26 protein-coding genes are annotated in these 24,963 nt (G+C 36.1%); 22 read left to right on the top strand and 4 right to left on the bottom strand.

Translation table 11 applies throughout. From position 1 onward, the window contains the following. Positions 1-102 precede the first annotated feature (102 nt). The 6 genes from AC1DMU_RS01155 (at position 103) to AC1DMU_RS01130 (ending at position 3,644) form a co-directional block, all read left to right on the top strand. Complete coding sequence (locus AC1DMU_RS01155) at positions 103-1,137, top strand: CAP domain-containing protein (RefSeq protein ID WP_000735384.1); 1,035 nt, start codon at positions 103-105, stop codon at positions 1,135-1,137. Positions 1,138-1,323: 186 nt separating this feature from the next. Then, positions 1,324-1,773, top strand: a complete 450-nt coding sequence (gene ylbD, locus AC1DMU_RS01150; protein WP_001143337.1) for a YlbD family protein — start codon at positions 1,324-1,326, stop codon at positions 1,771-1,773. An 11-nt stretch (positions 1,774-1,784) separates the two neighbouring features. Beyond that, positions 1,785-2,030, top strand: a complete 246-nt coding sequence (locus tag AC1DMU_RS01145; RefSeq protein ID WP_001200991.1) for a YlbE-like family protein — start codon at positions 1,785-1,787, stop codon at positions 2,028-2,030. A gap of 82 nt (positions 2,031-2,112) precedes the next feature. Next, on the top strand, positions 2,113-2,685 hold the full coding sequence (locus AC1DMU_RS01140; RefSeq protein ID WP_033657734.1) for a histidine phosphatase family protein: 573 nt from the start codon (positions 2,113-2,115) through the stop codon (positions 2,683-2,685). A 116-nt stretch (positions 2,686-2,801) separates the two neighbouring features. Then, positions 2,802-3,251 (top strand): YlbF/YmcA family competence regulator, encoded by a 450-nt coding sequence (locus tag AC1DMU_RS01135; RefSeq protein ID WP_000634355.1) that lies wholly within the window; start codon positions 2,802-2,804, stop codon positions 3,249-3,251. A gap of 126 nt (positions 3,252-3,377) precedes the next feature. Next, the gene (locus AC1DMU_RS01130; protein WP_002080814.1) at positions 3,378-3,644 is read left to right on the top strand and encodes a YlbG family protein; all 267 of its coding nucleotides are present in this window, start codon (positions 3,378-3,380) and stop codon (positions 3,642-3,644) included. Positions 3,645-3,699: 55 nt separating this feature from the next. Here AC1DMU_RS01130 and AC1DMU_RS01125 read toward each other — a convergent pair whose 3' ends face one another. Beyond that, a complete protein-coding gene (locus AC1DMU_RS01125; RefSeq protein ID WP_000616012.1) occupies positions 3,700-4,089 on the bottom strand; it encodes a DUF7147 family protein in 390 nt (129 codons plus the stop codon). Positions 4,090-4,619: 530 nt separating this feature from the next. On the opposite strand from AC1DMU_RS01125, the gene rsmD reads away from it, so the two are divergent. Together rsmD and coaD are read left to right on the top strand one after the other, a co-directional pair. Next, positions 4,620-5,186, top strand: coding sequence for a 16S rRNA (guanine(966)-N(2))-methyltransferase RsmD (rsmD, locus tag AC1DMU_RS01120; RefSeq protein ID WP_001266975.1), 567 nt, complete (start codon positions 4,620-4,622; stop codon positions 5,184-5,186). Next, complete coding sequence (coaD, locus tag AC1DMU_RS01115; protein WP_000200598.1) at positions 5,183-5,674, top strand: pantetheine-phosphate adenylyltransferase; 492 nt, start codon at positions 5,183-5,185, stop codon at positions 5,672-5,674. The genes rsmD and coaD overlap by 4 nt, the downstream gene beginning before the upstream one ends. Here the strand turns inward: coaD and ylbJ are convergent. Continuing rightward, positions 5,666-6,895: a sporulation integral membrane protein YlbJ gene (gene ylbJ / locus AC1DMU_RS01110; protein WP_088064314.1), complete on the bottom strand. Its 1,230-nt coding sequence runs from the start codon at positions 6,893-6,895 to the stop codon at positions 5,666-5,668. The genes coaD and ylbJ overlap by 9 nt on opposite strands. 113 nt (positions 6,896-7,008) lie before the next feature. Between ylbJ and AC1DMU_RS01105 the strand changes: the two genes are divergently transcribed. Together AC1DMU_RS01105 and AC1DMU_RS01100 are read left to right on the top strand one after the other, a co-directional pair. Beyond that, positions 7,009-7,800 carry a patatin-like phospholipase family protein gene (locus AC1DMU_RS01105; protein ID WP_000662602.1) on the top strand — a complete coding sequence of 264 codons (792 nt, stop codon included), beginning with the start codon at positions 7,009-7,011 and terminating at the stop codon, positions 7,798-7,800. Further along, the gene (locus tag AC1DMU_RS01100) at positions 7,793-8,818 is read left to right on the top strand and encodes a SepM family pheromone-processing serine protease (protein ID WP_000476311.1); all 1,026 of its coding nucleotides are present in this window, start codon (positions 7,793-7,795) and stop codon (positions 8,816-8,818) included. Before AC1DMU_RS01105 ends, AC1DMU_RS01100 begins: the two co-directional genes overlap by 8 nt. Before the next feature lie 24 nt (positions 8,819-8,842). On the opposite strand, the gene AC1DMU_RS01095 is transcribed toward AC1DMU_RS01100, so the two are convergent. Further along, entirely contained in the window at positions 8,843-10,084 is a 1,242-nt protein-coding gene (locus AC1DMU_RS01095) for a nucleotidyltransferase (protein WP_176546123.1), read from the bottom strand. A 153-nt stretch (positions 10,085-10,237) separates the two neighbouring features. Between AC1DMU_RS01095 and AC1DMU_RS01090 the strand changes: the two genes are divergently transcribed. The 3 genes from AC1DMU_RS01090 (at position 10,238) to AC1DMU_RS01080 (ending at position 11,609) form a co-directional block, all read left to right on the top strand. Then, positions 10,238-10,738 carry a YceD family protein gene (locus AC1DMU_RS01090; RefSeq protein WP_000872150.1) on the top strand — a complete coding sequence of 167 codons (501 nt, stop codon included), beginning with the start codon at positions 10,238-10,240 and terminating at the stop codon, positions 10,736-10,738. A 61-nt stretch (positions 10,739-10,799) separates the two neighbouring features. Then, a complete protein-coding gene (rpmF, locus tag AC1DMU_RS01085; protein WP_001984764.1) occupies positions 10,800-10,973 on the top strand; it encodes a 50S ribosomal protein L32 in 174 nt (57 codons plus the stop codon). Positions 10,974-11,102: 129 nt separating this feature from the next. Beyond that, on the top strand, positions 11,103-11,609 hold the full coding sequence (locus AC1DMU_RS01080; RefSeq protein ID WP_000246481.1) for an RsfA family transcriptional regulator: 507 nt from the start codon (positions 11,103-11,105) through the stop codon (positions 11,607-11,609). A gap of 34 nt (positions 11,610-11,643) precedes the next feature. On the opposite strand, the gene AC1DMU_RS01075 is transcribed toward AC1DMU_RS01080, so the two are convergent. Then, on the bottom strand, positions 11,644-12,117 hold the full coding sequence (locus AC1DMU_RS01075; RefSeq protein WP_000506704.1) for an N-acetyltransferase: 474 nt from the start codon (positions 12,115-12,117) through the stop codon (positions 11,644-11,646). Between the two features lie 375 nt (positions 12,118-12,492). Here AC1DMU_RS01075 and panE point away from each other — a divergent pair, with 375 nt between their 5' ends. From panE to murD, 9 genes are all read left to right on the top strand, one after another. Beyond that, positions 12,493-13,383: a 2-dehydropantoate 2-reductase gene (gene panE / locus AC1DMU_RS01070; RefSeq protein ID WP_088064312.1), complete on the top strand. Its 891-nt coding sequence runs from the start codon at positions 12,493-12,495 to the stop codon at positions 13,381-13,383. Between the two features lie 79 nt (positions 13,384-13,462). Next, the gene (gene bshC, locus AC1DMU_RS01065) at positions 13,463-15,079 is read left to right on the top strand and encodes a bacillithiol biosynthesis cysteine-adding enzyme BshC (protein ID WP_088064311.1); all 1,617 of its coding nucleotides are present in this window, start codon (positions 13,463-13,465) and stop codon (positions 15,077-15,079) included. 368 nt (positions 15,080-15,447) lie between these two features. Beyond that, positions 15,448-16,380, top strand: coding sequence for a 16S rRNA (cytosine(1402)-N(4))-methyltransferase RsmH (gene rsmH, locus AC1DMU_RS01060; RefSeq protein WP_000472512.1), 933 nt, complete (start codon positions 15,448-15,450; stop codon positions 16,378-16,380). A 15-nt stretch (positions 16,381-16,395) separates the two neighbouring features. Beyond that, positions 16,396-16,758 carry a cell division protein FtsL gene (gene ftsL / locus AC1DMU_RS01055; RefSeq protein ID WP_000067078.1) on the top strand — a complete coding sequence of 121 codons (363 nt, stop codon included), beginning with the start codon at positions 16,396-16,398 and terminating at the stop codon, positions 16,756-16,758. A 21-nt stretch (positions 16,759-16,779) separates the two neighbouring features. After that, positions 16,780-18,927: a penicillin-binding protein gene (locus AC1DMU_RS01050; protein ID WP_088064310.1), complete on the top strand. Its 2,148-nt coding sequence runs from the start codon at positions 16,780-16,782 to the stop codon at positions 18,925-18,927. Positions 18,928-19,008: 81 nt separating this feature from the next. Further along, positions 19,009-20,925 carry a stage V sporulation protein D gene (locus AC1DMU_RS01045; RefSeq protein ID WP_476941455.1) on the top strand — a complete coding sequence of 639 codons (1,917 nt, stop codon included), beginning with the start codon at positions 19,009-19,011 and terminating at the stop codon, positions 20,923-20,925. A 207-nt stretch (positions 20,926-21,132) separates the two neighbouring features. After that, positions 21,133-22,608, top strand: coding sequence for a UDP-N-acetylmuramoyl-L-alanyl-D-glutamate--2,6-diaminopimelate ligase (gene murE, locus AC1DMU_RS01040; protein ID WP_048546093.1), 1,476 nt, complete (start codon positions 21,133-21,135; stop codon positions 22,606-22,608). A gap of 22 nt (positions 22,609-22,630) precedes the next feature. Further along, positions 22,631-23,605: a phospho-N-acetylmuramoyl-pentapeptide-transferase gene (mraY, locus tag AC1DMU_RS01035; RefSeq protein ID WP_088064308.1), complete on the top strand. Its 975-nt coding sequence runs from the start codon at positions 22,631-22,633 to the stop codon at positions 23,603-23,605. Next, positions 23,606-24,958 (top strand): UDP-N-acetylmuramoyl-L-alanine--D-glutamate ligase, encoded by a 1,353-nt coding sequence (gene murD / locus AC1DMU_RS01030; protein ID WP_088064307.1) that lies wholly within the window; start codon positions 23,606-23,608, stop codon positions 24,956-24,958. The last annotated feature ends 5 nt before the right edge of the window (positions 24,959-24,963 follow it).

The raw sequence follows: 24,963 nt of genomic DNA, 5'->3' as shown, positions 1-24,963 counted from the left end.
GCGAAAATATGATATAGTGAAAAGAGTACGGTACACACAAAAAAGGAAAGAAAAGGATTTGTGTATATCTCAATTTTATGTTTTGTGCAGGAGGTATATCGATTGAAGAAATTATTGCGTATCGTAATGATTACATTTTTAATTTTAGCTGTTGATTTATACGGGAAATTACTCGTTTCACAATATATATTAACCCCATCTCAATCAAAGCAAGAAAATAAAATTGTGAAAAAGAAAAAACAAGTAAATGAAGACTCTTCCGATACTGTTTTAAATATGATTGGTGGGGACTCTGAAAATTTATTAGCAAAATGGGGCGAACCATCTCGAATAGAGCCATCTGCTTACGGATATGAATGGTGGGTATATAATCAAGATTTAACTAAGTATGTTCAATTTGGAGTTGCAGAACGAAAAGTTGTAACGGCGTATGTTGCTGGTGAGCAGGTTAAGGTGCCGCCTTATTATATAAATGAAAAGTATGAAGAAGTGTATAAAAAAAATCCACTCTCGCATGAGATTTCGTTAAAAAGAGGGAAAAATAGTTATCAATTTGAGTTATCTGACACGGAAGTGATGGAACAACCATTAATACCTGTAGAAGATGGCTGGGCACAATTATATTTTGATCATTTTACACATGAGCTTGTTGGTGTTCGTTATATGGATGATGAAACGTTATTACGCCAAAGACCGTATCAGCTTGTTTATTCGGGTGAATTACTAGCTGAACAACCATTGACTCCAGATAAAATGAAACAAATAGAGAATGGGAATATGCAACAAATTTTTGATTTAACAAATATTATTCGAAGTCGCCATAAGTTACCGCTGTTAGCTTGGGATCAACAAACAGCAGAGGTGGCTATAGGGCATAGTAAAGATATGAAGGATAATAATTACTTTTCACACGATTCACCTACACTAGGTACGTTAGGAGATCGTTTACAGCGCGGGAAAGTAGGGTTTCAACTTGCTGGTGAGAACATAGCGGCGCAACATAGTGATGGAATTGCGGCGGTGCAAGGTTGGTTAAATAGTGAAGGGCATAGAAAGAATGTATTAAATGAACAATTTACAGGATTAGGTGTTGGGGTATACGATAAGTTTTATACACAAAACTTTATTCGAAAATAAAGTGAAATTTTAAGTTGTGTAGGGGAAACCTCACGTTTAAGTACTTCGTATTCACTGAAGTGTAGGTCGGAATCTTACCGTATGCAAATAGCAGGATAAAAAGGTGCATGAATCGTCTAAAAATAGGCGAACCATGTGCCTTTTTTTTCTTACTATATAGTAGATATACATGAAGAGGTGAGGATTATGCCAACAACAAAAGGACCGTTACATCCATCGGTTCAACAGTTTAAAGAGTTTGTAAACCATCACCCTAAAATGGTTCATGAGGTTAGAAGTGGTCACAAAACTTGGCAACAGTTTTATGAAGAATGGTACTTACTTGGTGAAGAAGATCCGATATGGGCAACTTTTAGGCCTGATGGAGCGCCAGCTTTTTCTTCGGTAAAAGAAAATAAACAAGAAAAAGAAAAAGAAAAAGATAATCGAACTGAAGAGGAAAAAACTGCTGATGTGATGGGACAAATGCTTTCTTTCTTTAAAAAGCTAGATGTGGAACAGATGCAACACCATTTAGCTAATGTGACGAGTGCTATTGGTAGTGTGCAACAAGTTTTTCAACAATTTCAAGGGAAGCCCGCGCGGCAAGAAGAAAGTACTTCCGAAAATAATCCATTTTTCTTTCAGAAGGATTAGGGGGAAAGCGGATGAGAGCAGAAATTATGGAGTTTATAAAGGCTGATGAGGATTTATCTCGCTATATTAGGGAACAACCGTACTGGTATAGAAAACTAACGCGAAACCCTGAAGAAAAAGAGGCATTTGAGTTAGCGGCTATGCAGCATTTCAAAAAAACGATACCAGATAAAGTTGAGAAATTTCAAAACCAATTGGCAGTTGCCTCCATTATGATCGATATGTTTCAGTATATGAAGCAGCAAAATACAACATAATTGGAAGGGAAAACTATGTCCGTCATGCAGAACTTTTGATACAATAGAAGCGGATTATTTAAAAAGGAGTTGCAGCATGAGCATGACGGAAATTTGTTTAGTACGACATGGACAAACTGATTGGAATTTTCAAGAGATTATTCAGGGACGTGAAGATATTCCACTTAATGAAGTGGGAAAGAAGCAAGCAAGTCAAAGTGCAGTTGCTTTGCAAGCGGAAGCATGGGATGTAATTATAAGTAGCCCATTAATTAGAGCGCACGAAACAGCTAAGGAAATTGCAGGGGCTGCAGGATTGCAATCGATTTTATTAGATGAGCGATTTGTTGAACGTAATTTTGGTGAAGCTTCTGGGAAGCCGGTTGCGACTGTTAGGGAGCTAATTGCAGAAGGTAAAGTAGAAGGTATGGAGCAAGATGAAGAGATTGTAACTCGTTGCTTTGCTGCTATAAAAGATGTTGCAGAAACCCATTCTGGCAAACGTATTATCATTGTAGCTCATTCACATGCGATAAAAGCAATTTTACATGCAATTGCACCGGAAGATATTTCGTTTAAGACACCATTAAAAAATGCATGTATTAGTTATGTGAAAGAAAATAGTGGGAAATGGGATGTTCTGAAATATAATATTGCGGAACATATTAATGTATAAGTATGTGCTGGGATTATACGGAAAATAGTTAGAGTGATATCTTTCTGTTTAGTGAGACACTTCAATTAGTAGTTCTATTCTAAATGTGGTATGATGAATACTCGGAGGTGTCTCTCATGATTGTAGCGACGCTGGAAAGCGTATTGATATTAGATAAGGCAGAGCAGCTTGCAAAAGCGATTATCTGTTCAGATATAGCAGAAGACTATCGTAAGTGTTATAAAGAATTGCATGAAGATATGGAAGTTCAGACGTTAATTCAGCAATTTACAGCGATGAAAGAACGATATGAAGAAGTGCAACGTTTCGGTAAATACCATCCTGATTATACTTTCGTTTCGACGAAAATGAGGGAGTTAAAGCGTTCTGTAGACTTACATGATAAGGTTGCAGCTTTTAAACGAGTAGAAACAGCTTTGCAAAAGTTGTTAGATGAAGTTAGTGTAGCAATCGGTTCTGAGGTGTCTTCTTCCATCAAAGTTCCAACAGGAAATCCATTTTTTGATGCTGGTGGCTGTGGTGGCGGTTGTGGTACCGGCGGAGGTTGTGGCTGTAAAACGGGGTAAATTACCCCGTTTTTTAGAAGATAGAAGAAAACGTATACAGAGTTTGTCCTGTAATGTCATAAATTTCTGATTGGTTTTCATAAAATATAAAATATATGTTTTTAAAAGGAGAAGATGGAGAAGATTATGTTCGGGCAACGACAAAGTATGATTGTTTATTTACATTCATTGAAACATGCCAAGATTTTAAGGAAATATGGTAACATACATTACATATCAAAACGCTTAAAATACGCAGTAGTATATTGTGATATGGAACAAATTGAGCATATGATGCAAAAGTTGAACAAACTTCCTTTTGTAAAGAAGATAGAACAGTCGTACCGCCCGTATTTAAAAACGGAATTTGAAAATTCACGTCCTGATCGGGCAAAAGAATACGATTATAGTTAATAGAAAAAATCCCCTGCTAATTTTAGTAGGGGATTTTTTTACTTGAAATAACACTTTATTTCATTGGAGGAATGAAATTATTCATTCGTAAAATACCAATTAAATGATTGAAAAACAGTTCTTTTTCTGGGAAAGTTGTGGATGGTTTTACCGTAAAGGTAGTCACTTTTCTTCCTAGTTGTTCTGCCGTTTCTTCAAATAAAATGACGCGTTTACTTTTTTTATTTTCAAGTACAGGAATGCCTTCACGACATATGTATAATGGTTGGAAATCACCAGTAGTAGTTGGTTTTAATATTACAACAAGTGAGCACACTTTTTTTTCATTTTTAATCGTTTCAAATTGTAACATATGTGTTATACGTTCTTGATTTGCTTTGGCAATTTCAAGTAATTCATATAAATCAGAGTAGCCTTCTCCGAGTTCTATAAAGCGTTGAATCATATTTTTTCCTCCTCTTTCTTTTACTTACTGTACCATCTCACTTTTTAAATGAAAAGTAGACAAAGAAAAAAAACCCTGCAAAGCAGGGCCCTTCTTATACTAGCATGTACTAGTAAGAAGGCAAAGGGAGAGGAGAAACCGGAGGAAGAACTTATGGGGAAACGTAAGTCTTCTCCGCGGTTGGCAACAACATCGAAGGTGATGTTGTTATAATTATTTATGTCCAATCTAAATGAAGATATACATCATGAAATTAAATTTTATGTTTGGCTTTTTATTTTTCTTTTTTTTATTTTATGATAGGATAAAAAAGATAAAGTGAAACGAATATACATATTGGGTTCGTGTTAGCGCATGGTGAGATGAATACATAAAAATGCAGAGCGGTTATTTTAAGCCAAAGTTCTCCTATTGTTCGTTGAGAAATGAATGGAAAATTTCATGGAATAGTATAGTTTGGTAGCGGTTACCGAATGGAGAAAGGTTTTCTATAATTGCTCGATAGATTGAAATAAAGGTAGTGACAACAGATGAGAGTAGTTTCAGGAAAATGTAAAGGGCATCCACTAAAAGCGGTGCCAGGTAATACAACACGTCCAACGACAGATAAAGTAAAAGAATCAATCTTTAATATGATAGGTCCTTATTTTGATGGTGGTATCGCTCTTGATTTATTTGGCGGTAGTGGTGGTCTTGGAATCGAGGCTATAAGTAGAGGGATTGATAAAGCAATTTTTGTTGATCGAGATAATAAAGCGATAAAAGTAATCCATCAAAATTTAGAAAGTTGTCGAATACAGGAACAAGCTGAAGTATATCGAAATGATGCAGAACGTGCGGTAAAGGCTCTTATAAAACGTGAAATATCATTCGATCTTATACTAATTGATCCTCCATATAAAGATCAAAAAATTGTATCTTTAATTAGTGTGATGGATCAACATGGATTGCTACATAGAGATGGATTAATTATGTCAGAGCATGGTAATGATGTGGTTTTACCTGATTCTATAGGGAGTCTTGTAAAAGTAAGAGCTGAAAATTATGGGATTACAGCAATATCGATTTATAAGTATGAAGGTGAGGGGACGGAATGACTAGTATAGCTATTTCTTCGGGAAGTTTTGATCCAATTACCCTTGGGCATCTGGATATTATTAAAAGGGGAGCAAAAGTATTTGATGAGGTATACGTAGTAGTTTTAAACAACTCGTCAAAAAAACCGTTCTTTTCAGTTGAAGAGCGCTTAGATTTAATTCGAGAAGCAACAAAGGATATCCCGAATGTAAAAGTAGATTCACATAGTGGACTACTAGTGGAGTATGCGAAAATGCGTAATGCAAACGCGATTTTGCGTGGGTTACGAGCGGTTTCTGATTTTGAATATGAGATGCAAATTACTTCTATGAATCGAAAATTAGATGAAAATATTGAAACCTTTTTTATTATGACAAATAACCAATATTCATTTTTAAGCTCGAGCATTGTAAAAGAAGTTGCGAGATATGGAGGAAGCGTAGTAGATCTTGTACCTCCTGTTGTAGAACGTGCTTTAAAAGAAAAGTTTCAAACCCCGTTAAAGTGAACGGGGTTTTTCTTTGTTGCTACGAAAAAATAATAAGATAACATATACATATAAACAAAATAAAGTAAAGATCGGTCCATAGTGTACAAAAGATGTCCAAATTTCTTGCAGTATAGAAGAATGATTCGATAAAAATACGGGGATATCTTTTTGCATAGGTGAAAAAGAGCTTACTTTTTCATAAAATGGTTTCCAAAATATAAAAGTAAAAATAGGAGCCAGAATACTTTGGATAATTCGTGCGAAAAAATAGGGCTTAAATCGGATGTCTGTTTCAGCTAATATGCTAGCAACTTGTGCCTGAATAGAAAGGCCGCTAAACGCTAAAATAAAGCTTGTTACCATAGCTTGCTGCAGGAGGGGTGTTTCATTTATTTGACTAATCATTTGGCTACCGAGTGTCATTTCAAAAATGCCTGATAAGATTGGAATACTAAATTCTGTAGTTAGTTGGAAGAATGATAAAATATGTTGCATAATAAAAGAAAGTGCTGCTGTAATATGAAATACAGTAATCATTTTATTTAAAACAGAGAATAAAATAATAAATCCACCAATCATAAGTAACGTTTGAATAGAAGAAACGATAGCGTCCCCAAGTAATTTTCCTAATGGTCTTTTTTCTTGCATGCGCGTCTCGTGTAGGACTGAAAAAGGGTTTTGAAAAGGACGTTTTTTAGTAGGATGTTGATCCTTCGTGGAAATATTGTTATTGCCGTAAAAACGCATCAATAACCCGACGGCAAAGTTACTTAAATAATGTGCAGCAGCTAATACGATTCCTAATTTCGGATTATTGAAAAAACCGATAGAAACAGCTCCAAAAATAAAAAGTGGATTAGATGAGTTTGTAAAAGATACGAGGCGTTCTGCTTCGATTTGTGTTAGCTGATTACTTTTACGTAGTCTAGCGCTTAATTTGGCGCCAGCAGGGAATCCAGAAGCCATTCCCATTGCCCAAACAAATCCGCCTATCCCTGGAACGCGAAAAAGTGGTCGCATGAGTGGTTCTAATATAACACCTATAAATTTTACAACACCAATACTAATTAGAAGTTCCGCAATGATGAAAAACGGTAAAAGTGAAGGGAATACAACTTCCCACCATATATTTAACCCTCGAATGGAAGCTTGCAAAGCAGCTTGGGGGTGAAGTACAAGAGAAAAGGTTAAAAATAGTGTTGATAGGGTAAGAAAAGCCGTTTTCCATTTTTCATACATGTAAGTAAATCCCCCTTTGTCCCAAAAAACGTTCATTTCAGTATACGTGGATACGTAGTGCATTTAGACCATAAGTATGAAAAAGGAATGAAAAAAATTAAAGGGTGAGAAAAATGAAAGAACCGAAAATTGGTTTAGCTCTTGGATCTGGGGGCGCAAAAGGGTTTGCGCATATTGGTGTTATAAAAGTTTTAAGAGAAAATGGTATACCGATTCATATGATTGCAGGAAGTAGTATGGGGGCTTTAGTAGGTACGTTTTATGCAGCTAGCTCAAACGTTGAAAGGTTGTATAAACTGGCAAATGTTTTTAAGAGGAAATATTATTTAGATTTTACAGTTCCGAAAATGGGATTTATTGCTGGAAAACGTGTCAAAGATATGATTAAAATGTTTACATATAATAAAAATTTAGAAGAGTTAGATATCCCGACGGCTGTTGTGGCTACTGACATCTTGAAGGGGGAAAAAGTAGTTTTTACAAGTGGTCCTGTTGCAGAGGCTGTGAGAGCTAGCATATCTGTACCTGGAGTGTTTGTACCAGAAAAGATAGATGGACGATTATTGGTGGATGGCGGAGTGATTGATCGCATTCCAGTATCGGTTGTGAAAGAGTTAGGTGCCGATATTGTTATTGCTGTTGATGTATCGCCGATTAAAGTGAATGGAGAGGTTACGTCTATTTATGATGTAATTATGCAGAGTATTGAAATTATGCAACATGAGCTGGTGATGAATCGACAAATTGCATCGGATTTAATGATGCGACCAGCTGTAGAACAATTTAGTTCACGTGCTTTTACAAACATTGAAGACATTATTCGAGTTGGAGAAGTAGAGGCGGAAAAACATGTTGCAAATATTTATTTATTAATTGAGCAGTGGAAGGAGAAACATAATGTTTAAGCGTTTTCGGTTTATATATGCAATTTTAATAGGGGTTATATTGGCGATGTTACTTGTTTACGTACGTTTACCGTATTATGTAACAAAACCAGGAATGGCGGCCAAATTAGAGCCTTACGTTCAAGTTGAGGGTGGAACGAAAGAATCCGGTGATTTTATGCTTGTTACGGTTTCAATGGGACCAGCAAATGTGGTGAATTTAATAGCGGCACAGTTTAATAAATATACACATATTTCGAAAGCGGAAGAAATATTGCAAAAAGGTGAGAGTGATGAAGAATATCAATTTCGCCAAAATTATGCGATGAAAGATTCGCAAAATGCAGCAATCTATAATGCGTATAAACGTGCAAACCGTACTGTTTCTTTTGAAAATAAAGGTGTATTGGTTGCAGGAGTAGCGAAAGGGATGCCGTCAGAAGGAAAGCTTAAGCTTGGAGATGTCATCATAGCTGTCGACGGAAAAACATTTGAAAAGACGGAGCAATTTATTGAATATATGACAGGGAAAAAAGAAGGGGAAGCAGTAAATATTGAGTACAAGAGAAATGGAAAACAGTTAAAAGAAAATTTAAATGTAAAGACCATTCCGAATGGAAATGGGCGTGTTGGTATAGGGGTTTCTATCGTTACTGAAAGAGAATTAATGGTAGATCCGAAAGTGAAAATTGATTCTCATGAAATAGGCGGACCATCGGCAGGCCTAATGTTTACATTAGAAATATATAATCAACTTGTGGAAGATGATTTAACAAGAGGGCATGAAATAGCTGGAACAGGGACGATAAATGAAAAGGGAGAAATTGGTCCGATTGGTGGTATTCAGCAAAAAGTGGTTGCTGCAAGTGATGCTGGTGCTGAAGTGTTCTTTGCGCCAAATGAAAAAGGTGCGGAGAAATCGAATTATAAAGATGCGCTTGAGGCTGCGAAAGATATTAAAACAAAAATGAAAGTTGTACCAGTTGATACGCTGGATGATGCATTGCTGTATTTGGAAAAAATGGGCGAGAAAAAATAAACCTCTCTGAAAAAGAGAGGTTTTTTATAGAAATTTTGCAGTTGTTTCATCATAACGAATTGGATGGTGTGTTGCATCTTGTTTTAGTAGTTGTGTTCGTAATGGTTCTTGCATGATGGAGAAATATACAGAATTGGCTTTTCGCTCTATATGTAAAGTAGGATGGTCAAATGTTTTTGTATGGGTAAGGATGGGAAGCTCTATTTTTTTCTTGTTTTTTGAAAGGTAAGTTTGTCCTTTTTGTGACATGCCTAGTAGACGAATGTACGGTGCATGCTGCTCTATATTTGCGCTATGTATTTCTTGTTTTGTTGTATTTGTTAAAATGTGTGTACAAGCTCTTTGTAATCTAGTCCATGTATAACGCTTCGTTTTTAATGCTTCCATGAATGAATGGAAGGAGGAACTGTTTTGTATTTTTGATAAAATACGATGCTCTAAACCTTCTTCTATTTCATATATATGTCGTAAGTCTTCTGGAGACATCGTCATGAGTTTGTATTTGAAAAATGAAAAGTATTGTTCCCAATTATGTAATATCCCGTAGTTTTGTTTGTAACTTGCTAAAAGAGAAGCAGTCGCTTTTGGGATAAAAGGCTCAATTTCTGTAAAAGAACTATTTTCGCTAAAAAGTTTTTTACGAATACTAGTTGCGCTTGCAATATGTTGGTCGCTAAATGTTTCATCATGATAATGAGATGCGAATCTTTTTATCGTTTGTGCTTGCATAGAACTATTTTGTAAGAAAATTGATTTCATGTATTGGAATCCTAATATGTTATTCGGTTGTGACATGTCTATGTTTTTTTCGGATGGTAAAATGTGTAGGAAGGCTTCAGATGTAGCTTTTGCGTAACTGTTACCTGCATTCATAAATTGCTTTACAAGACGATTAAAAGTATCTTCTTCATTTTTTTGCACAGAGATGGTGTTATGAAAATTTTCAATCTGCCCATCTTCACTACCGAAACAAATTTCAGAAACACGCAGGGCGTTTAAAATAGAAATAGCGCCATTTGCAAAGGTTTCAGCCTTTTGTGTTGAGAAGGCGTATGGAAGCTCTACAACAAGGTCTACACCGCATGATAAGGCCATTTTGGTACGATACCATTTGGATATGAGTGCTGGCTCACCACGCTGTAAAAAAGGGCCACTCATAACAGCGATTGTAATATCGGCGTGTGTTAACTTTTTTGTTTGTTGCACATGATAATCATGACCGTTATGAAAAGGGTTATATTCAACAACAATACCACTGGCTTTTATGGTAATCTCTCCTTTCGATGTAGCATCTTTTTCAAAAACGTGATACTCTATATATTATTTACTATGATGACTTCATTATAGTGTAAAGAAAAAACATTGACAAATATAAAATGGCTAGCTATAATTTTGTTTGTTGCCTTGAGGTGATATGATATGAAATGGTCCATCCATCAATTGAATAAATTGAGAAATAAAGGATTGACATTGGATGAGATGGTAGATGTAAGTGAGCTACAAGAGGTCGAGAAAGATATTCGTGAAATTAATCCTGCTCATGTAACAGGAAGAGTTGATTTTGGCTCCGGTAAGTTTACGTTCCATCTACATATAACTGGAAGCATGGTTTTACCATGTTCTCGCTCTTTAGTAGATGTGACATTACCATTTGACATTAAAACAACTGAGGTGTTCCAAACTTCACAAGAAGAATTTGAAACTGAAGCTGAAATTCATTGTTTAGAAGGAGAAGTACTTGACTTACTGCCCGTAATCAAGGAAAATATACTTTTGGAGATTCCAATGCAAATTTTCAGTGATGATGTTTCTGGTGGAGCACCGATGCAAGGTCAAGACTGGCAAGTGATTTCGGAAGAAAACAAAGAAAAGACTGTTGATCCACGATTAGCAGGACTTGCAAAGTTTTTTGACAAATAATCGGAAGACTGGTTTAGGCCTTCATATGAAAATAACTATTTCTTTTAAGGAGGTGGGAAGAATGGCTGTACCTTTTAGAAGAACTTCTAAAACAGTAAAAAGAAAGCGTCGTACGCATTTCAAATTATCAGTACCTGGTATGGTAGAGTGCCCAAGCTGTGGTGAAGCGAAATTAGCTCACCGTGTATGTAAAGCATGCGGTACTTACAAAGGTAAAGAAGTAATCAGCAAGTAATTGCGGGAAAATAAACGTAGAAGATATCTTCTGCGTTTATTTTTTTTGTCTTATTCTTTATTTGTTGTATTCTATCTTTTCTAGTAACTGCATATGCTTAATAAAAAATGCATAGGGAGGACTAGAGAGATGGCGACAACAAGACAAGATGCTTGGACTGATGATGAAGATTTGCTTCTGGCAGAAGTAGTACTCCGGCATATTCGAGAAGGTGGAACGCAATTATCTGCCTTTAAAGAAGTGGGAAGACATTTATCTCGTACACCAGCAGCATGTGGCTTTAGATGGAATTCTTACGTTAGAAAGCAATACAAAGAACGTATTGAAGAAGCGAAGCAACTACGTAAAGTAGAAAATTATGAAGTAAAAGAGACAAAGGTAGTAGAGCCTACGTCAATTACATTGAATGATGTTATTGATTTCTTGCAAAATTATAAAGATGAAAACTCTTTAATGGTGTTGCAACAGCAAATTGAATCGTTACAAACAGAGAGAGAGAGTCTTTTGGAGCGATTATCAGTATATGAGGAAGAGTATAGAACATTGCTTGATTATATCGATCAAAAAAGAAGTGTAATGGTAGCGGAAAGAAATAGCGCTCGTTCGAATGGGAAATTAGAAAAGTTAAAGAAATAAAAAAACAGCTGCTATGTAGCTGTTTTTTTATTTTTTATGCAGACTCTTCGTTTGTAACCGTATTCAAATTTGTTTCTGGGTTCCAAACATAAAAATCACCATCAGGTACTGATACAGGCTGGAAATTTAATTTATCCCAAAAACCAGCTGAATGGATACGTGCGATCGTTTTAATTGGGAACTGTAGCCCCTTCGCATAATTTACAAGCATTTCTCCGAATCCTTGTTTTTGGAAAGTTGGTAACACTTCAAGTTTATAGAGTTCTAGGTAAGTACCTGTAATTTCGAATGGTTCTCCGCCGTTCCTTTTCATATATAGACTCATACGTGCAATTAGTGATCCGCCATAATAAATACCGTAAAATGGAGATTCACTATCGTTTTCAATAATGTTTGCCTGTAATTCTTCTAACATGGATAGTTCTTGAGCTCCGCAACCTTTAAATTTTTTAAATTCGTCTAATGTTTTATAATTGATGAGCAAGCGCTCAACTTTTGGGAATCCCATAACATCACATCCTTTTCTTGTCTCGTTGAATGCAGAAAAGTAAAAATATTTACAATAATATTATAACTCATTTTTTTATTTTTATGAAGAAGATAGTATATTTCTTTTATTATTTTTTTGAGGATTTGCTAAACTAAGAGTAGAAACATATTAATAGGTAGTATATACATATTGAAAGTAGAGGTTGCATTTGTTTGTTAAAGAGTAATGAAATTGTAAACTATGTTCATGGAATTGAGAAAGGTAAAGTGAAACTGTAATCAGTGGGATTTGTTCACCTTTAGTTAATTATGATTCCGCACCAATCAGGCGTTTGCGGGATAAAAAGGGGGAGGGAAAAGGGACTTGTGTAACGTATTTATATGAGTTCCTTGTGTGAAAATGAAAATCGGAGTTGTGGGACCAGGAGCTATCGGTCTGTTATATGCATTTTATTTACAAAAAAGTAATCAAGATGTTACGTTGTTTACAAGGACAGCTAAACAGGCTGAGGAATTGAATAGAACGGGTGTAACTTGTATGAGGGAGGAAAAACGTGAAACCGTATTCCCACCTGCTTTACCAATAGAAAGTATGCTAGACCAGAAGCTAGACTATATATTTATTGCTGTTAAGCAATATCATATAACTGACATACTACCTTTTGTGCGAGGGGAATCCTCATTAATCTTTTTGCAAAACGGAATGTCGCACCTTCATGCTATGCAGCAAATAAGGAATGAAAATATTGCGGTTGGGATTGTAGAGCATGGTGCAAAAAAAGAAGAAAGACATATCGTTTATCATACGGGGATAGGTGTAACGAAGTTTGGAATCGTGCACGGCCAGTCTATACATTTTGAAAAAATATTTAATTGCTTTCCATTTCCTCATTTTCCGATTCAAATAGAAGATGATTGGAAGGATGTCATGCACAAAAAATTAGTAGTTAATGTATGTATCAATCCATTGACAGCATTATTACAAGTCCAGAACGGAGAGTTGATTACGAACCCATTTTTTTATCGATTGATGGAGCAAGTTTTTCAGGAAGTCGTTTTTCTTGTTAAAGAAGAAAAAGAAATGGTATGGAAAATGGTACGTCACGTATGTGAAAGAACGTCTCGTAATACATCATCTATGCTGGCAGATGTAAGGGCAAATAGACAAACGGAAATCGGTGCGATTGTTGGATATGTACTAGAAGAAGCTAAGAAACAGCAACGATCTGTTCCGACACTGCAATTTTTGTTCGATGCAATAAAAGGATTAGAAGTAAAAGAATAAGTGTAATTCTTTGCTTTTACGTGCAACATTGACTACAATGTGGATTGGTGAGAGAACAGGATACGAAAGGAAGAATTATATGGAGATAAAAGAAATCTCTGTTCCGCAACAAGGTGTTGTAGCGGACTATATGAACGGTAAAAAAGAGATACAGTCGTGTTTTGACTATATGTTAACAGAAGATGCTTTTAAACAGCGTGTACATGATTTGCGTGAGAGGGAGTTTTTCCGCCAAGGTTTAGTAGCGCATTTATTAGAATATAATACAAAATTACAAGCGGGAGAAGCTACGATTCAAAATGTAAAAGCGCTTGGAGATGAAAATACATATGTTGTTATAGCTGGACAACAAGCTGGGTTATTAACTGGACCACTTTATACAATTCATAAAATTATTTCAGTTTTACAGCTTGCGAGGGAAAAGGAAGAAAGTTTAGGTGTTAAAGTCGTTCCTGTTTTCTGGATTGCTGGTGAAGACCATGATATGGATGAAATTAATCATACTTTTGTAACGAAGAATAAAAAAATAAAAAAGACTATTTTTCATGACCGTAATCCGAAAGTGGCGAGTGCTTCAGAGTCCGAGCTTTCTTTGGAAGACTGTAGAAAGTGGATTGAAGAAATTTTCAAAACATACCCTGAAACGAATTTTACAAAGGATGTACTGCAATTTATTGATGATTCTTTGGGGAAATCGAATACGTATGTAGATTTCTTTGCCCATCTTATTATGAAAATGTTCGTTAATTCTGGTTTAATTCTTGTTGATTCGCATCATCCTGAATTAAGAAAATTAGAAGTGCCGTTTTTTAAGCAAATTATAGGTAAGTATAAAGAAGTGCAAGAGGGGCTTCATAACCAACAGGAAATAATTAAAGAATTAGGATATAAACCGATTATTGAAACAAAGTATAATGCAGTACATATATTCATGGAAATTGATAATGAGCGAGTATTACTTGAAGACGATCAAGGGAAGTTTGTAGGGAAGGATGGAGCGTATTCCTTTTCATATGAGGAATTGATGGAAGAGATGGAAAGAAGTCCGGAACGCTTTAGTAATAATGTTGTAACGCGCCCTCTTATGCAAGAGTATCTATTTCCTACGCTCGCGTTTATTGGAGGACCAGGGGAATTAGCTTACTGGAGTGAATTGCAACAAGTTTTCCATACGATTGGTTTCCAAATGCCGCCTGTCGTTCCGCGTATTACAATCACTTATGTAGAGAGGGATATAGCGACAGATTTATACGATTTGCAATTGCAAGACAGTGATCCTTTTTTAAATAACGTAGATAAGTTGCGTGAAAACTGGTTATCTAATCAAATAGAGGAACCGATAGATGATCGATTTGTAGAAGCGAAAAAAGAAATAATTGATATCCATACGTCATTACAACAGTTTGTGAAGAAAATAGATCCTGGATTAAGTGCGTTTGCAGGGAAAAATGAATTCAAAATTAATGAACAAATTGAACTGTTGGAAAGAATGTTGAAAAGAAATGTTGAGAAAAAACATGAAGTACAGCTAAATAAATTCCGTCGTATACAATTTGCACTTCGTCCATTAGGGGCGCCGCAAGAGCGTGTGTGGAATGTATGTTACTATTTAAATCAGTTTGGTTTGGATTTCGTTGATCGTGTAATGGAAAAATCGTTTTCTTGGGACGGAAAACATCATGTTATAAAACTATAGAATCTTGCTCTTAGGAGCAGGATTTTATTTTTGTCTTGTTGAATTTACTGTGAAGTGAAATTTTTCTGAATTATCAATTTTAAAAAAGTGAATATCGTAATTATGCAGGATACTTAAATATATGACAAAATAGCACAAAATGTAAACGTATTATCATCTTTTTCGACAGTTTTTTATTTAAATTCCCGCAAAAGATGATAAAATTTAGTATATAATAAAAGAAAATAGCGATTTGTATAGTATGCTGCTTTTGTAGGCAAGTTAAATGAGTCGTTCTTTCATAGTATTTCGTTCTCTAATCGTGAAATATGCGTTTGGAGGAGGAGATGCATTCAACATAATTAATTGGAAAAAGAGTAGGTGCAACAATGTTTAAACACGTAACAGTGCTTTTGAAGGAAACAGTAGACGGCTTAGATATAAAGCCAGGTGGTACATATGTAGATTGTACACTGGGGGGAGGAGGACATAGTTCTTATTTATTATCCCAATTAACTGAAGGTGGAAGATTAATCGCGTTTGATCAAGATGAGATAGCGATTCAAAATGCGAAAGAAAGATTCTCTTCATACGGTGAGCAGTTCATAACAGTAAAGAGTAATTTCCGTTATTTATCTGAAAAACTACAGGAATTAGGTATAACAGAAGTAGATGGTATTTTATTTGATTTAGGTGTTTCATCCCCACAATTAGATACACCAGAGCGTGGCTTTAGTTATCATCATGATGCACCGTTAGATATGCGGATGGATCAAGATGCCCCATTAACAGCATATGATGTTGTAAATAGCTGGTCATATGAGCAACTTGTAAGAATTTTCTTCCAGTATGGTGAAGAGAAATTTTCAAAACAAATAGTAAGGAAAATTGAAGCGTATCGTGAGAATAAAGCTATTGAAACGACAGGAGAATTAGTAGAACTAATTAAAGAGGGTATTCCAGCTCCTGCTCGTAGAACGGGTGGACACCCTGCGAAGCGAGTGTTCCAAGCAATCCGTATTGCGGTAAATGATGAATTGAAAGTATTTGAAGAAGCGTTGGAATCTGCAATTGAGATGGTCAAGCCGGGCGGAAGAGTTAGTGTTATAACATTCCATTCTTTAGAAGACCGTATTTGTAAAACGACGTTTAAACGAAATAGCACAACGCCACAATTGCCACCAGGATTACCGATTATTCCTGATGAATTTAAGCCAAAATTAAAGCTTATTACGAGAAAACCGATTTTACCTTCTGATATAGAGTTAGAAGAAAATAATCGAGCGCGTTCTGCGAAATTGAGAATCGCTGAAAAACGATAAAAAGGGGAGAGAGGTATGAGTAACTTAGCTGTAAAGTACAAACAACAAGCGCAAGAAGAGATACAGATTCAAACGCCCCCACAGCAGATGGTTCAGCCAAAAGCTAAAGCGAAGATTACAAGAATCGAAAAACTGTTGTATGTAGCATTTATTGGCTTTTTATTGTATGCCTGTGTAGCGTTTATTGGAAATAAAGCAGGCCTTTATCAAGTTAATGTAGAAGCAGCGACGATAGAACAAAAAATTGTACAGAAGCAAAAAGAAAATCAAGAGTTACAGGCTGAAGTAGAGAAGTTAAGTCGCTATGAACGAATCGCTGAAGTTGCAAAAAAACACGGGCTAGAAATTAATGCGAATAATGTGAAGGGCCTCAAATAAGGCAATAGGTGTGAAGGGAAAATGAAGAGAAATATGACTAAATTTCATACCAATAAGGGAGCAGGGTATTTTATGATTTTATTCCTCCTGCTCTTTTTGCTATTATTAGCCCGATTTTTTTACATACAAGCAACAGGAACAGTGCATAATCAAGATTTGGATAAACTCGCTCAGCAAAAACATAGTAAAGCAGGAGTTCTCGAAGCAAATCGAGGAACGATTTATGACCAAAATGGTCATGTATTAGCGCAAGATGCAAACTCTTATAAACTTGTAGCGGAATTAAAAGGTGCGAAGCCGGTTGAGAATAAAGAGGACACTGCAAAGAAAATTGCAGGAGTACTTGGAAAAGGCGAAGAAGATATTTTAGCTGCGTTAAATAAAGATAAAAGTCAAGTGGAATTCGGGAAATTAGGTAAGGGCTTGACGAAAGAACAGAAAGATCAAATAGAAGCATTAAAATTGCCAGGTATATCTTTTATTACTGAAAATGCCAGAGTATATCCAAACGGTGATTTCGCATCTTATGTCGTAGGTCATGCGAGACCTGATGATAAGGGGATTGCTATAGGACAATTTGGTTTAGAAAAGAGTTTGGATAAGTATTTAGGAGCTTCTAACGGAGAAGTAGCTTATACAGGCGATCGTAGAGGCGTATCTCTTGACGGCGGAAAAGTGAATGTAAAGGCACCTAAAAATGGAGATAATGTATATTTAACGCTTGATCAGCGTATTCAAAGTTTTTTAGAAGACGCAATGAAAGAAGCGAGTAAACATTATGAACCAGAAAGCTTAATAGGGATTGTTGCGGATCCAAAAACAGGGAAAATATTAGGAATGTCTACTAAACCTAGTTATGATCCGAACCGAGAGGATATTAAATATTTTTATAATGACGCAATTGCAAATGCATTTGAACCTGGATCAACAATGAAAATTTTCACGCTAGCAGCAGCTATTAATGAAGGTGTGTACAAAGGACAAGATTATTATCAGTCTGGTACATATCAAGTCGGAAACCGAAAAATAAAAGATCATAACGGTGGCGCTGGATGGGGATCTATCACATTTGATGAAGGGGTAGAGCGCTCTTCCAACGTAGCGTTTGCAATTTTAGGGGATCAAAAACTTGGACCAGAACGATTCCGAAAATATATTCATAGTTTTGGATTAGATGAAAAAACGAAGATTGATTTACCTGGTGAAGGTTCAAATACAATTATATTCGATCAGCAAATACAGCAAGTAACAACAGCTTTTGGACAAGGTTCTACTGTAACACCAATTCAGCTTGTGCAAGCTGCAACTGCTATTGCAAATGACGGAAAAATGATGAAGCCTTATACAGTTGATAAAATTGTAAATCCAATAACAGGGGAAGTAAAATTAGAACATAAGCCAGAAGAAGTGGGAAAACCTGTTGCAAAAGAAACAGCAGCGCAAGTAAGACAGTTATTAGAACGTGTTGTTACATCGCCGAAAGGAACAGGAACCGCTTATAAAGTCGATGGTTATTCAGTTGGTGGTAAAACAGGAACAGCCCAAATTCCGGATGGAAAAGGTGGCTATATGACAGGGAGAGAGAATTATATATTCTCGTTCTTAGGTATGGCACCTATGGATGATCCGCAACTTGTTGTATATGTAGCTGTTAAACAACCGAAATTGAAAGATGATGAGAGTGGCGCACAACCTTTAGCTGATATTTTTAAATATGTAACGAAGAATAGTTTAGAGTATTTAAAGATTAAGCCTAATGAAGTGAAAGATCCGAAGAAATATGTGAAAGAGCAGCAAACTGCTGTTCCAGATGTAACCGGAAAAACGATGGAAGAAGCGAAAAAAGCTATTGATAAAGCAAAACTTCGTCCAATCGTATTAGGTGAAGGGAAAGTACAGCAACAAGTACCGAAAGCGACTGAACAAACATTGAAGGGTGACCGAGTCTTCTTAGTGGGAGATAAACCTACAATGCCAAATATACAAGGCTGGGCGCTTCGTGATGTTATGAATTTAGCAAAAACATTAAAGCTTAACCTAAAACCTACTGGTACCGGATACGTAACCGAACAAAGTGTGGCAGAAGGAACATTGTTACAACCTGGTACAGAGTTAGGTGTAACGCTTGTACCGCCACTTGAACCACAACAAGAAGCAGAAGAACAGTAATGGTAAAAGAGAAGAAGTTCTAATTAAATAAGTACAAGCATATATTGGAACAAGCTAGGCGTAAGGGAGGCTTGTTCCAATATGCGTGTATCAAATGTAACGGTTAGAAAACGACTTATTTTTATACTCATATCAGGTATACTTATTTTCACTATCATCGATATTCGTCTTGGATATGTGCAATTTTTTCTTGGCAATATGTTAACGGATCGTGCGAAGGATTCATGGAGTCGAAATATTACTTTTGAACCTGAACGTGGGAAAATTTTAGACCGGAATGGTGTGGAACTTGCTACGAATAAAAGTGCCCCAACTGTCTTTGTTGTACCGAGGCAAATTGAAAAACCAGCAGAGACTGCAGAGAAGTTAGCTGCAGTATTAGGTGTGGAAAWAGATGAGATTTATAAGAGAATTACAAAAAAAGAATCAATTGTAAGGTTAGATAAAGGCGGAAGGAAAATATCACATGATAAAGCGAAAGAGGTACGAGGATTAAGTTTGAAAGGTGTTTATATCGCAGAGGACTCTATCCGGTACTATCCATTTGGCAACTTTTTATCACACGTATTAGGGTTTGCAGGTAGTGATAACCAAGGTCTTATGGGACTGGAAAAATATTATGATAAAGAGCTAAATGGTGATGAAGGTCATGTGCGTTTTTTTGCAGATGCAAAAGGACAAAGGATGCCTAATGTTGGCGATGATTTCAAAAAACCAGAAGCTGGTTTGAATTTAGGTTTAACAATTGATGCACGTATTAATAGAATTATGGAAAGAGAAATGAATATTGCAGAGTCGACATATAATCCAGATGGTATGATTGCGATTGCAATGAATCCGAAAAATGGTGAAATTTTAGGTATGTCGAGTCGGCCGAGTTTTGATCCAGCAGATTTTCAAAGTGTTTCTCCAGAAGTGTATAATAGAAATTTACCAGTATGGAGTACGTATGAGCCTGGTTCAACATTTAAGATCATTACGTTAGCAGCAGCCTTGAATGAAAATTTAGTAGACTTAGAGAAAGATACGTTTTATGATGATGGAGCAGCTGAAGTGGGTGGAGCTAGATTGAAATGCTGGAAAGCGGGAGGCCATGGTAGCCAAACGTTTTTAGAAGTAGTTCAAAACTCATGTAACCCAGGATTTATTGAACTTGGTGATCGTCTTGGTAAAGACCGATTGTTTAAATACATTCGTAATTTTGGCTTTGGACAGAAAACCGGAATTGATTTGCAAGGTGAAGGTAGTGGGATTTTATTTAATTTAGATAAAGTCGGTCCAGTCGAGCAAGCAACTACTTCATTTGGTCAAGGAGTTTCTGTAACACCAATTCAACAAGTAGCAGCAGTAGCAGCGGCTGTAAATGGTGGGACATTGTATCAACCGTATATAGCTAAGGAATTTATTGATCCGAAAAATAATCAAATTGTAAGTAAAAAGACACCTGTGGAAAAAAGAAAAGTTATTTCCAAGGAAACTTCAGAAAAAGTTCGGTATGCATTAGAGAATGTTGTAGCAAAGGGATCTGGTAAAGGTGCTTTCATTGATGGGTATCGTGTAGGTGGAAAAACAGGTACGGCTCAAAAGGTGAAAGATGGTAAATATTTAGAGAATAATTATATAGTATCTTTTATCGGTTTTGCTCCAGCGGATGATCCGGAAATTGTTGTCTATGTTGCTGTTGATAATCCGAAAGGTGTAACGCAATTTGGTGGAGTAGTAGCAGCTCCAATTGTTGGGAATATTCTTCGGGATGCACTTCCTGTTATGGGAGTGAAACCGAGAAAAGAACAAGTTGAGAGAGAATATAAATGGGGCGATACACCAACTGTGGAAGTTCCGAATTTAATTGGTATGAAAAAGAAAGACTTACAGACACAACTCGTCGATTTGAAGCTTGATATAAGTGGAGACGGAGAGAAAGTAATTAAACAATCCCCAGAAGCAGGAGCTAAAGTGAAAGAAGGCTCAAAAATTAGAATTTACTTCGGGAATTAAAGGTAACCTAGTACGTTTTATGGTACAATTGGTGGAAGTGAGTTCTTTATAGAAGAGTTACTTAATTTGAGGCTGTAAGAGCCCCAATTATAAATAAGTCTATTTATTAGACACAGTAGCACTTACCTCCTATTTTACATATTTAGGAGGTAACGTGTTGCTTATTAAAAAAGAGATAAATACACAATGTAGAGAGGGTTTAGTGAAATGAAGTTGCATACACTTTTATCATGTTTGCATGATTTTCCAGTTGTTCCAAAAGAAAATCCAGAAATCACATCTATAGAAGCTGATTCACGTAAAGTGAAAGAGGGAAGCTTATTTGTATGTATGAAAGGATATACGGTTGATAGCCATGATTTTGCTAAGCAAGCAGCGGCACAAGGAGCGGCTGCTATTGTTGCGGAAAGACCAATTGATGTTGACGTTCCAGTTGTACTTGTGAAAAACACTTTTCGTTCGTTAGCGGTTTTAGCTGATTATTTTTATGGTCAACCAACACACAAGTTACATTTAATCGGAATTACAGGTACAAATGGAAAGACAACAACATCGCATATTATGGATGAGATTATGCGCGCACATGGTCATAAAACGGGGCTAATTGGAACGATTAATATGAAAATCGGTGATGAAACATTTGAGGTGAAAAATACAACACCAGATGCACTAACACTTCAACAGACATTTTTAAAAATGGTTGAGCACGGTGTAGATAGTACAGTAATGGAAGTTTCGTCACATGCTTTAGATCTTGGTCGTGTACACGGATGTGATTACGATGTAGCAGTGTTTACAAATTTAACACAAGATCATTTAGACTATCATAAAACGATGGAAGAATATAAACATGCAAAAGGGTTGCTATTTGCACAACTTGGCAATAGTTATAACCATGATCGTGAAAAGTACGCGGTACTGAATAACGATGATGCTGTAACTGCGGAATATATGAGAAGTACTGCGGCAACTGTTGTAACGTATGGAATTGATACAACAAGTGATATTATGGCCAAAGATATCGTTATGACGAGTGCTGGAACTACATTTACGCTTGTAACACCGTATGAAAGTGTAAATGTTACGATGAAATTGATTGGGAAATTTAATGTATATAACGTACTAGCGGCAACAGCGGCAGGACTTGTTTCTGGTGTAAGTTTAGAAACGGTTATTGATGTAATAAAGCAACTAGCTGGAGTTCCAGGACGTTTTGAAGTAGTTGATGGTGGACAAAATTATACAGTTATTGTTGATTATGCACATACACCAGATAGCTTAGAGAATGTATTAAAAACAGCAAAACAGTTTGCAAAAGGCGATGTATATTGCATCGTCGGTTGTGGTGGAGATAGAGATCGAACAAAGAGACCAATCATGGCAAGTGTTGCAACAAAATATGCAACTCATGCAATTTACACTTCAGATAATCCAAGAAGTGAAGAGCCAGGAGCTATTTTAGATGATATGGTGCAGGGTGCAAATGGGAATAATTATGAAGTAATTATTGATAGAAAAGAAGCGATATACCATGCAATTGCTAACGCGAAAGCTGAAGATATCATCATTATTGCTGGTAAGGGTCATGAAACGTATCAAATTATTGGTAAAGACGTTCATCATTTTGACGATCGTGAAGTCGCTAAAGAAGCAATTACAGAGCGTTTAAACAACGAAGAGTAACAACGTGAGAGGAGGACTACATGTGCTTGAGCAAGGTTTATTAGTAACGGCTGGGGTAGCATTCTTAATTTCTGTTGCCCTTTCGCCATTGTTTATTCCATTTTTAAGGAAATTAAAGTTCGGACAGAGTATTCGTGATGAGGGACCAAAGTCACATCAAAAAAAATCAGGGACACCTACAATGGGTGGTATTGTCATATATGTATCTATGATGGTAACTTCACTTATTATGGCGATTAAGTTTAATCATTTAGGTGCAGAGGTTTCGTTATTATTATTAGTGACATTTGGCTACGGATTAATTGGATTTTTAGATGACTACATAAAGGTAGTTAAGAAGAGAAATCTTGGTTTAACATCAAAACAAAAATTAGTAGGTCAGCTTGTTATTGCTATTGCGTTCTTTTTAATTGGAAAAGGGCAAGCGCTCCACACATACATCATGATTCCGGGAACAGATGTTAAGTTTGAACTAGGTTGGGCGTATTTTGTACTTGTATTATTTATGCTTATTGGTGGATCAAATGCAGTTAACTTAACTGACGGTTTAGATGGTTTATTATCAGGAACAGCTGCTATTGCATTTGGAGCTTTTAGTATTATTGCAGTAGCGCAAGAGCAATTTGGAGTAGCGATATTCTGTATGGCAGTTGTAGGAGCTGTACTTGGATTTTTAGTATTCAATGCAAATCCAGCGAAAGTGTTTATGGGAGATACAGGTTCCTTAGCTTTAGGTGGAGCCATTGCAGCTGTAGCGATTTTATTAAAACAAGAATTACTACTTGTAATCATTGGTGGAGTATTCGTAATGGAAACTTTATCTGTTATTATTCAGGTCATTTCTTTTAAAACAACAGGAAAACGTGTCTTTAAAATGAGTCCATTACACCATCATTATGAATTATGTGGTTGGTCAGAGTGGCGTGTTGTTGTGACATTTTGGTCTGTAGGATTTTTATTAGCTGTGTTAGGAATTTATATCGGGGTGTGGATGTAATTGAAAACTGTAACTGAATTTCAAAATAAAAATATTCTTGTATTAGGCATTGCAAAAAGTGGTTATGCAGCAGCTACGTTGTTACAAAAATTAGGGGCAAATGTTATTGTAAATGACGGAAAGCCTTTAGCAGATAATGTACTTGCTGCAGAATTACAAGCAAAAGGAATGGACGTTGTATGCGGTGGTCATCCTTTAGAATTGTTAGAGAGAAATATTTCTCTTGTAGTAAAAAATCCAGGAATCCCGTATTCTAATCCAATATTAGTTGCTGCGAAAGAAAAGCAAATCCCAATTGTTACGGAAGTTGAATTAGCATATCGTATTTCAGAAGCGCCATTTGTTGGGATTACGGGGTCTAACGGTAAAACGACGACGACAATGCTTGCATTTGAAATGCTAAAAGAAGGACAAAAGCATCCTATAATTGCAGGGAACATAGGAACTGTAGCGTGTGAAGTAGCACAGGGTGCAAAAGAAAATGAAGTTGTAGTTACAGAGCTTTCATCGTTCCAACTGATGGGAGTAGAATTGTTCCAACCTAAAATTGCTGCGTTTTTAAATTTATTTGAGGCCCACTTAGATTATCACGGGACGAAGAAGGAATATGGTTTAGCAAAAGCAAATATTTTTAAAAACCAAACAGAAAATGATTATAGTGTAATAAATGCAGATGATGCAGATGTGATGGCTTTATCTGCTTATAGTAAAGGGCAAAAAGTACTATTCTCGACAAAGAAAGAAATTGAAGATGGTGCGTGTATAAAAGAGAATGCTCTTTGTTTTAAAGGTGAAAAAGTTGTTGAAGTAGGCGATATCGTTTTACCTGGTCAACATAATTTAGAAAATATTTTAGCAGCGATGAGTATCGCAAAATTATTGGGTGTTTCTAATGAAGCGATTACGGTGGTATTAAAACGTTTTACAGGTGTAAAACATCGTTTAGAATATGTAACAACTATTAACAATCGTAAGGTTTATAATGACTCAAAAGCAACGAATATGTTAGCGACTGAGAAAGCTTTATCTGCGTTTACACAACCGATTGTGTTATTAGCAGGTGGGCTTGATCGTGGAAATGAATTCGATGATTTAATTCCATATTTCAAAAATGTAAAAGCAATTGTAACATTTGGACAAACAGCTCCAAAACTAGTAAGAGCTGCAGAAAAAGCGGGATTAGATACAATTGAAAGTGTCGATACTTTAGATGAAGCGGTAGTGAAAGCTTATGCTCATTCTACAGATGGCGATGTAATTCTTCTTTCTCCAGCATGTGCAAGCTGGGATCAATTTAAAACATTTGAAGAAAGAGGAGACATTTTTATACAAGCTGTGCATAAACTTATATAAAGTAA

This window comes from Bacillus sp. 01N45, assembly GCF_056399205.1.
Note: the sequence above shows the minus strand (reverse complement) of the source record. Positions and strands in the feature narration are given on the sequence as shown.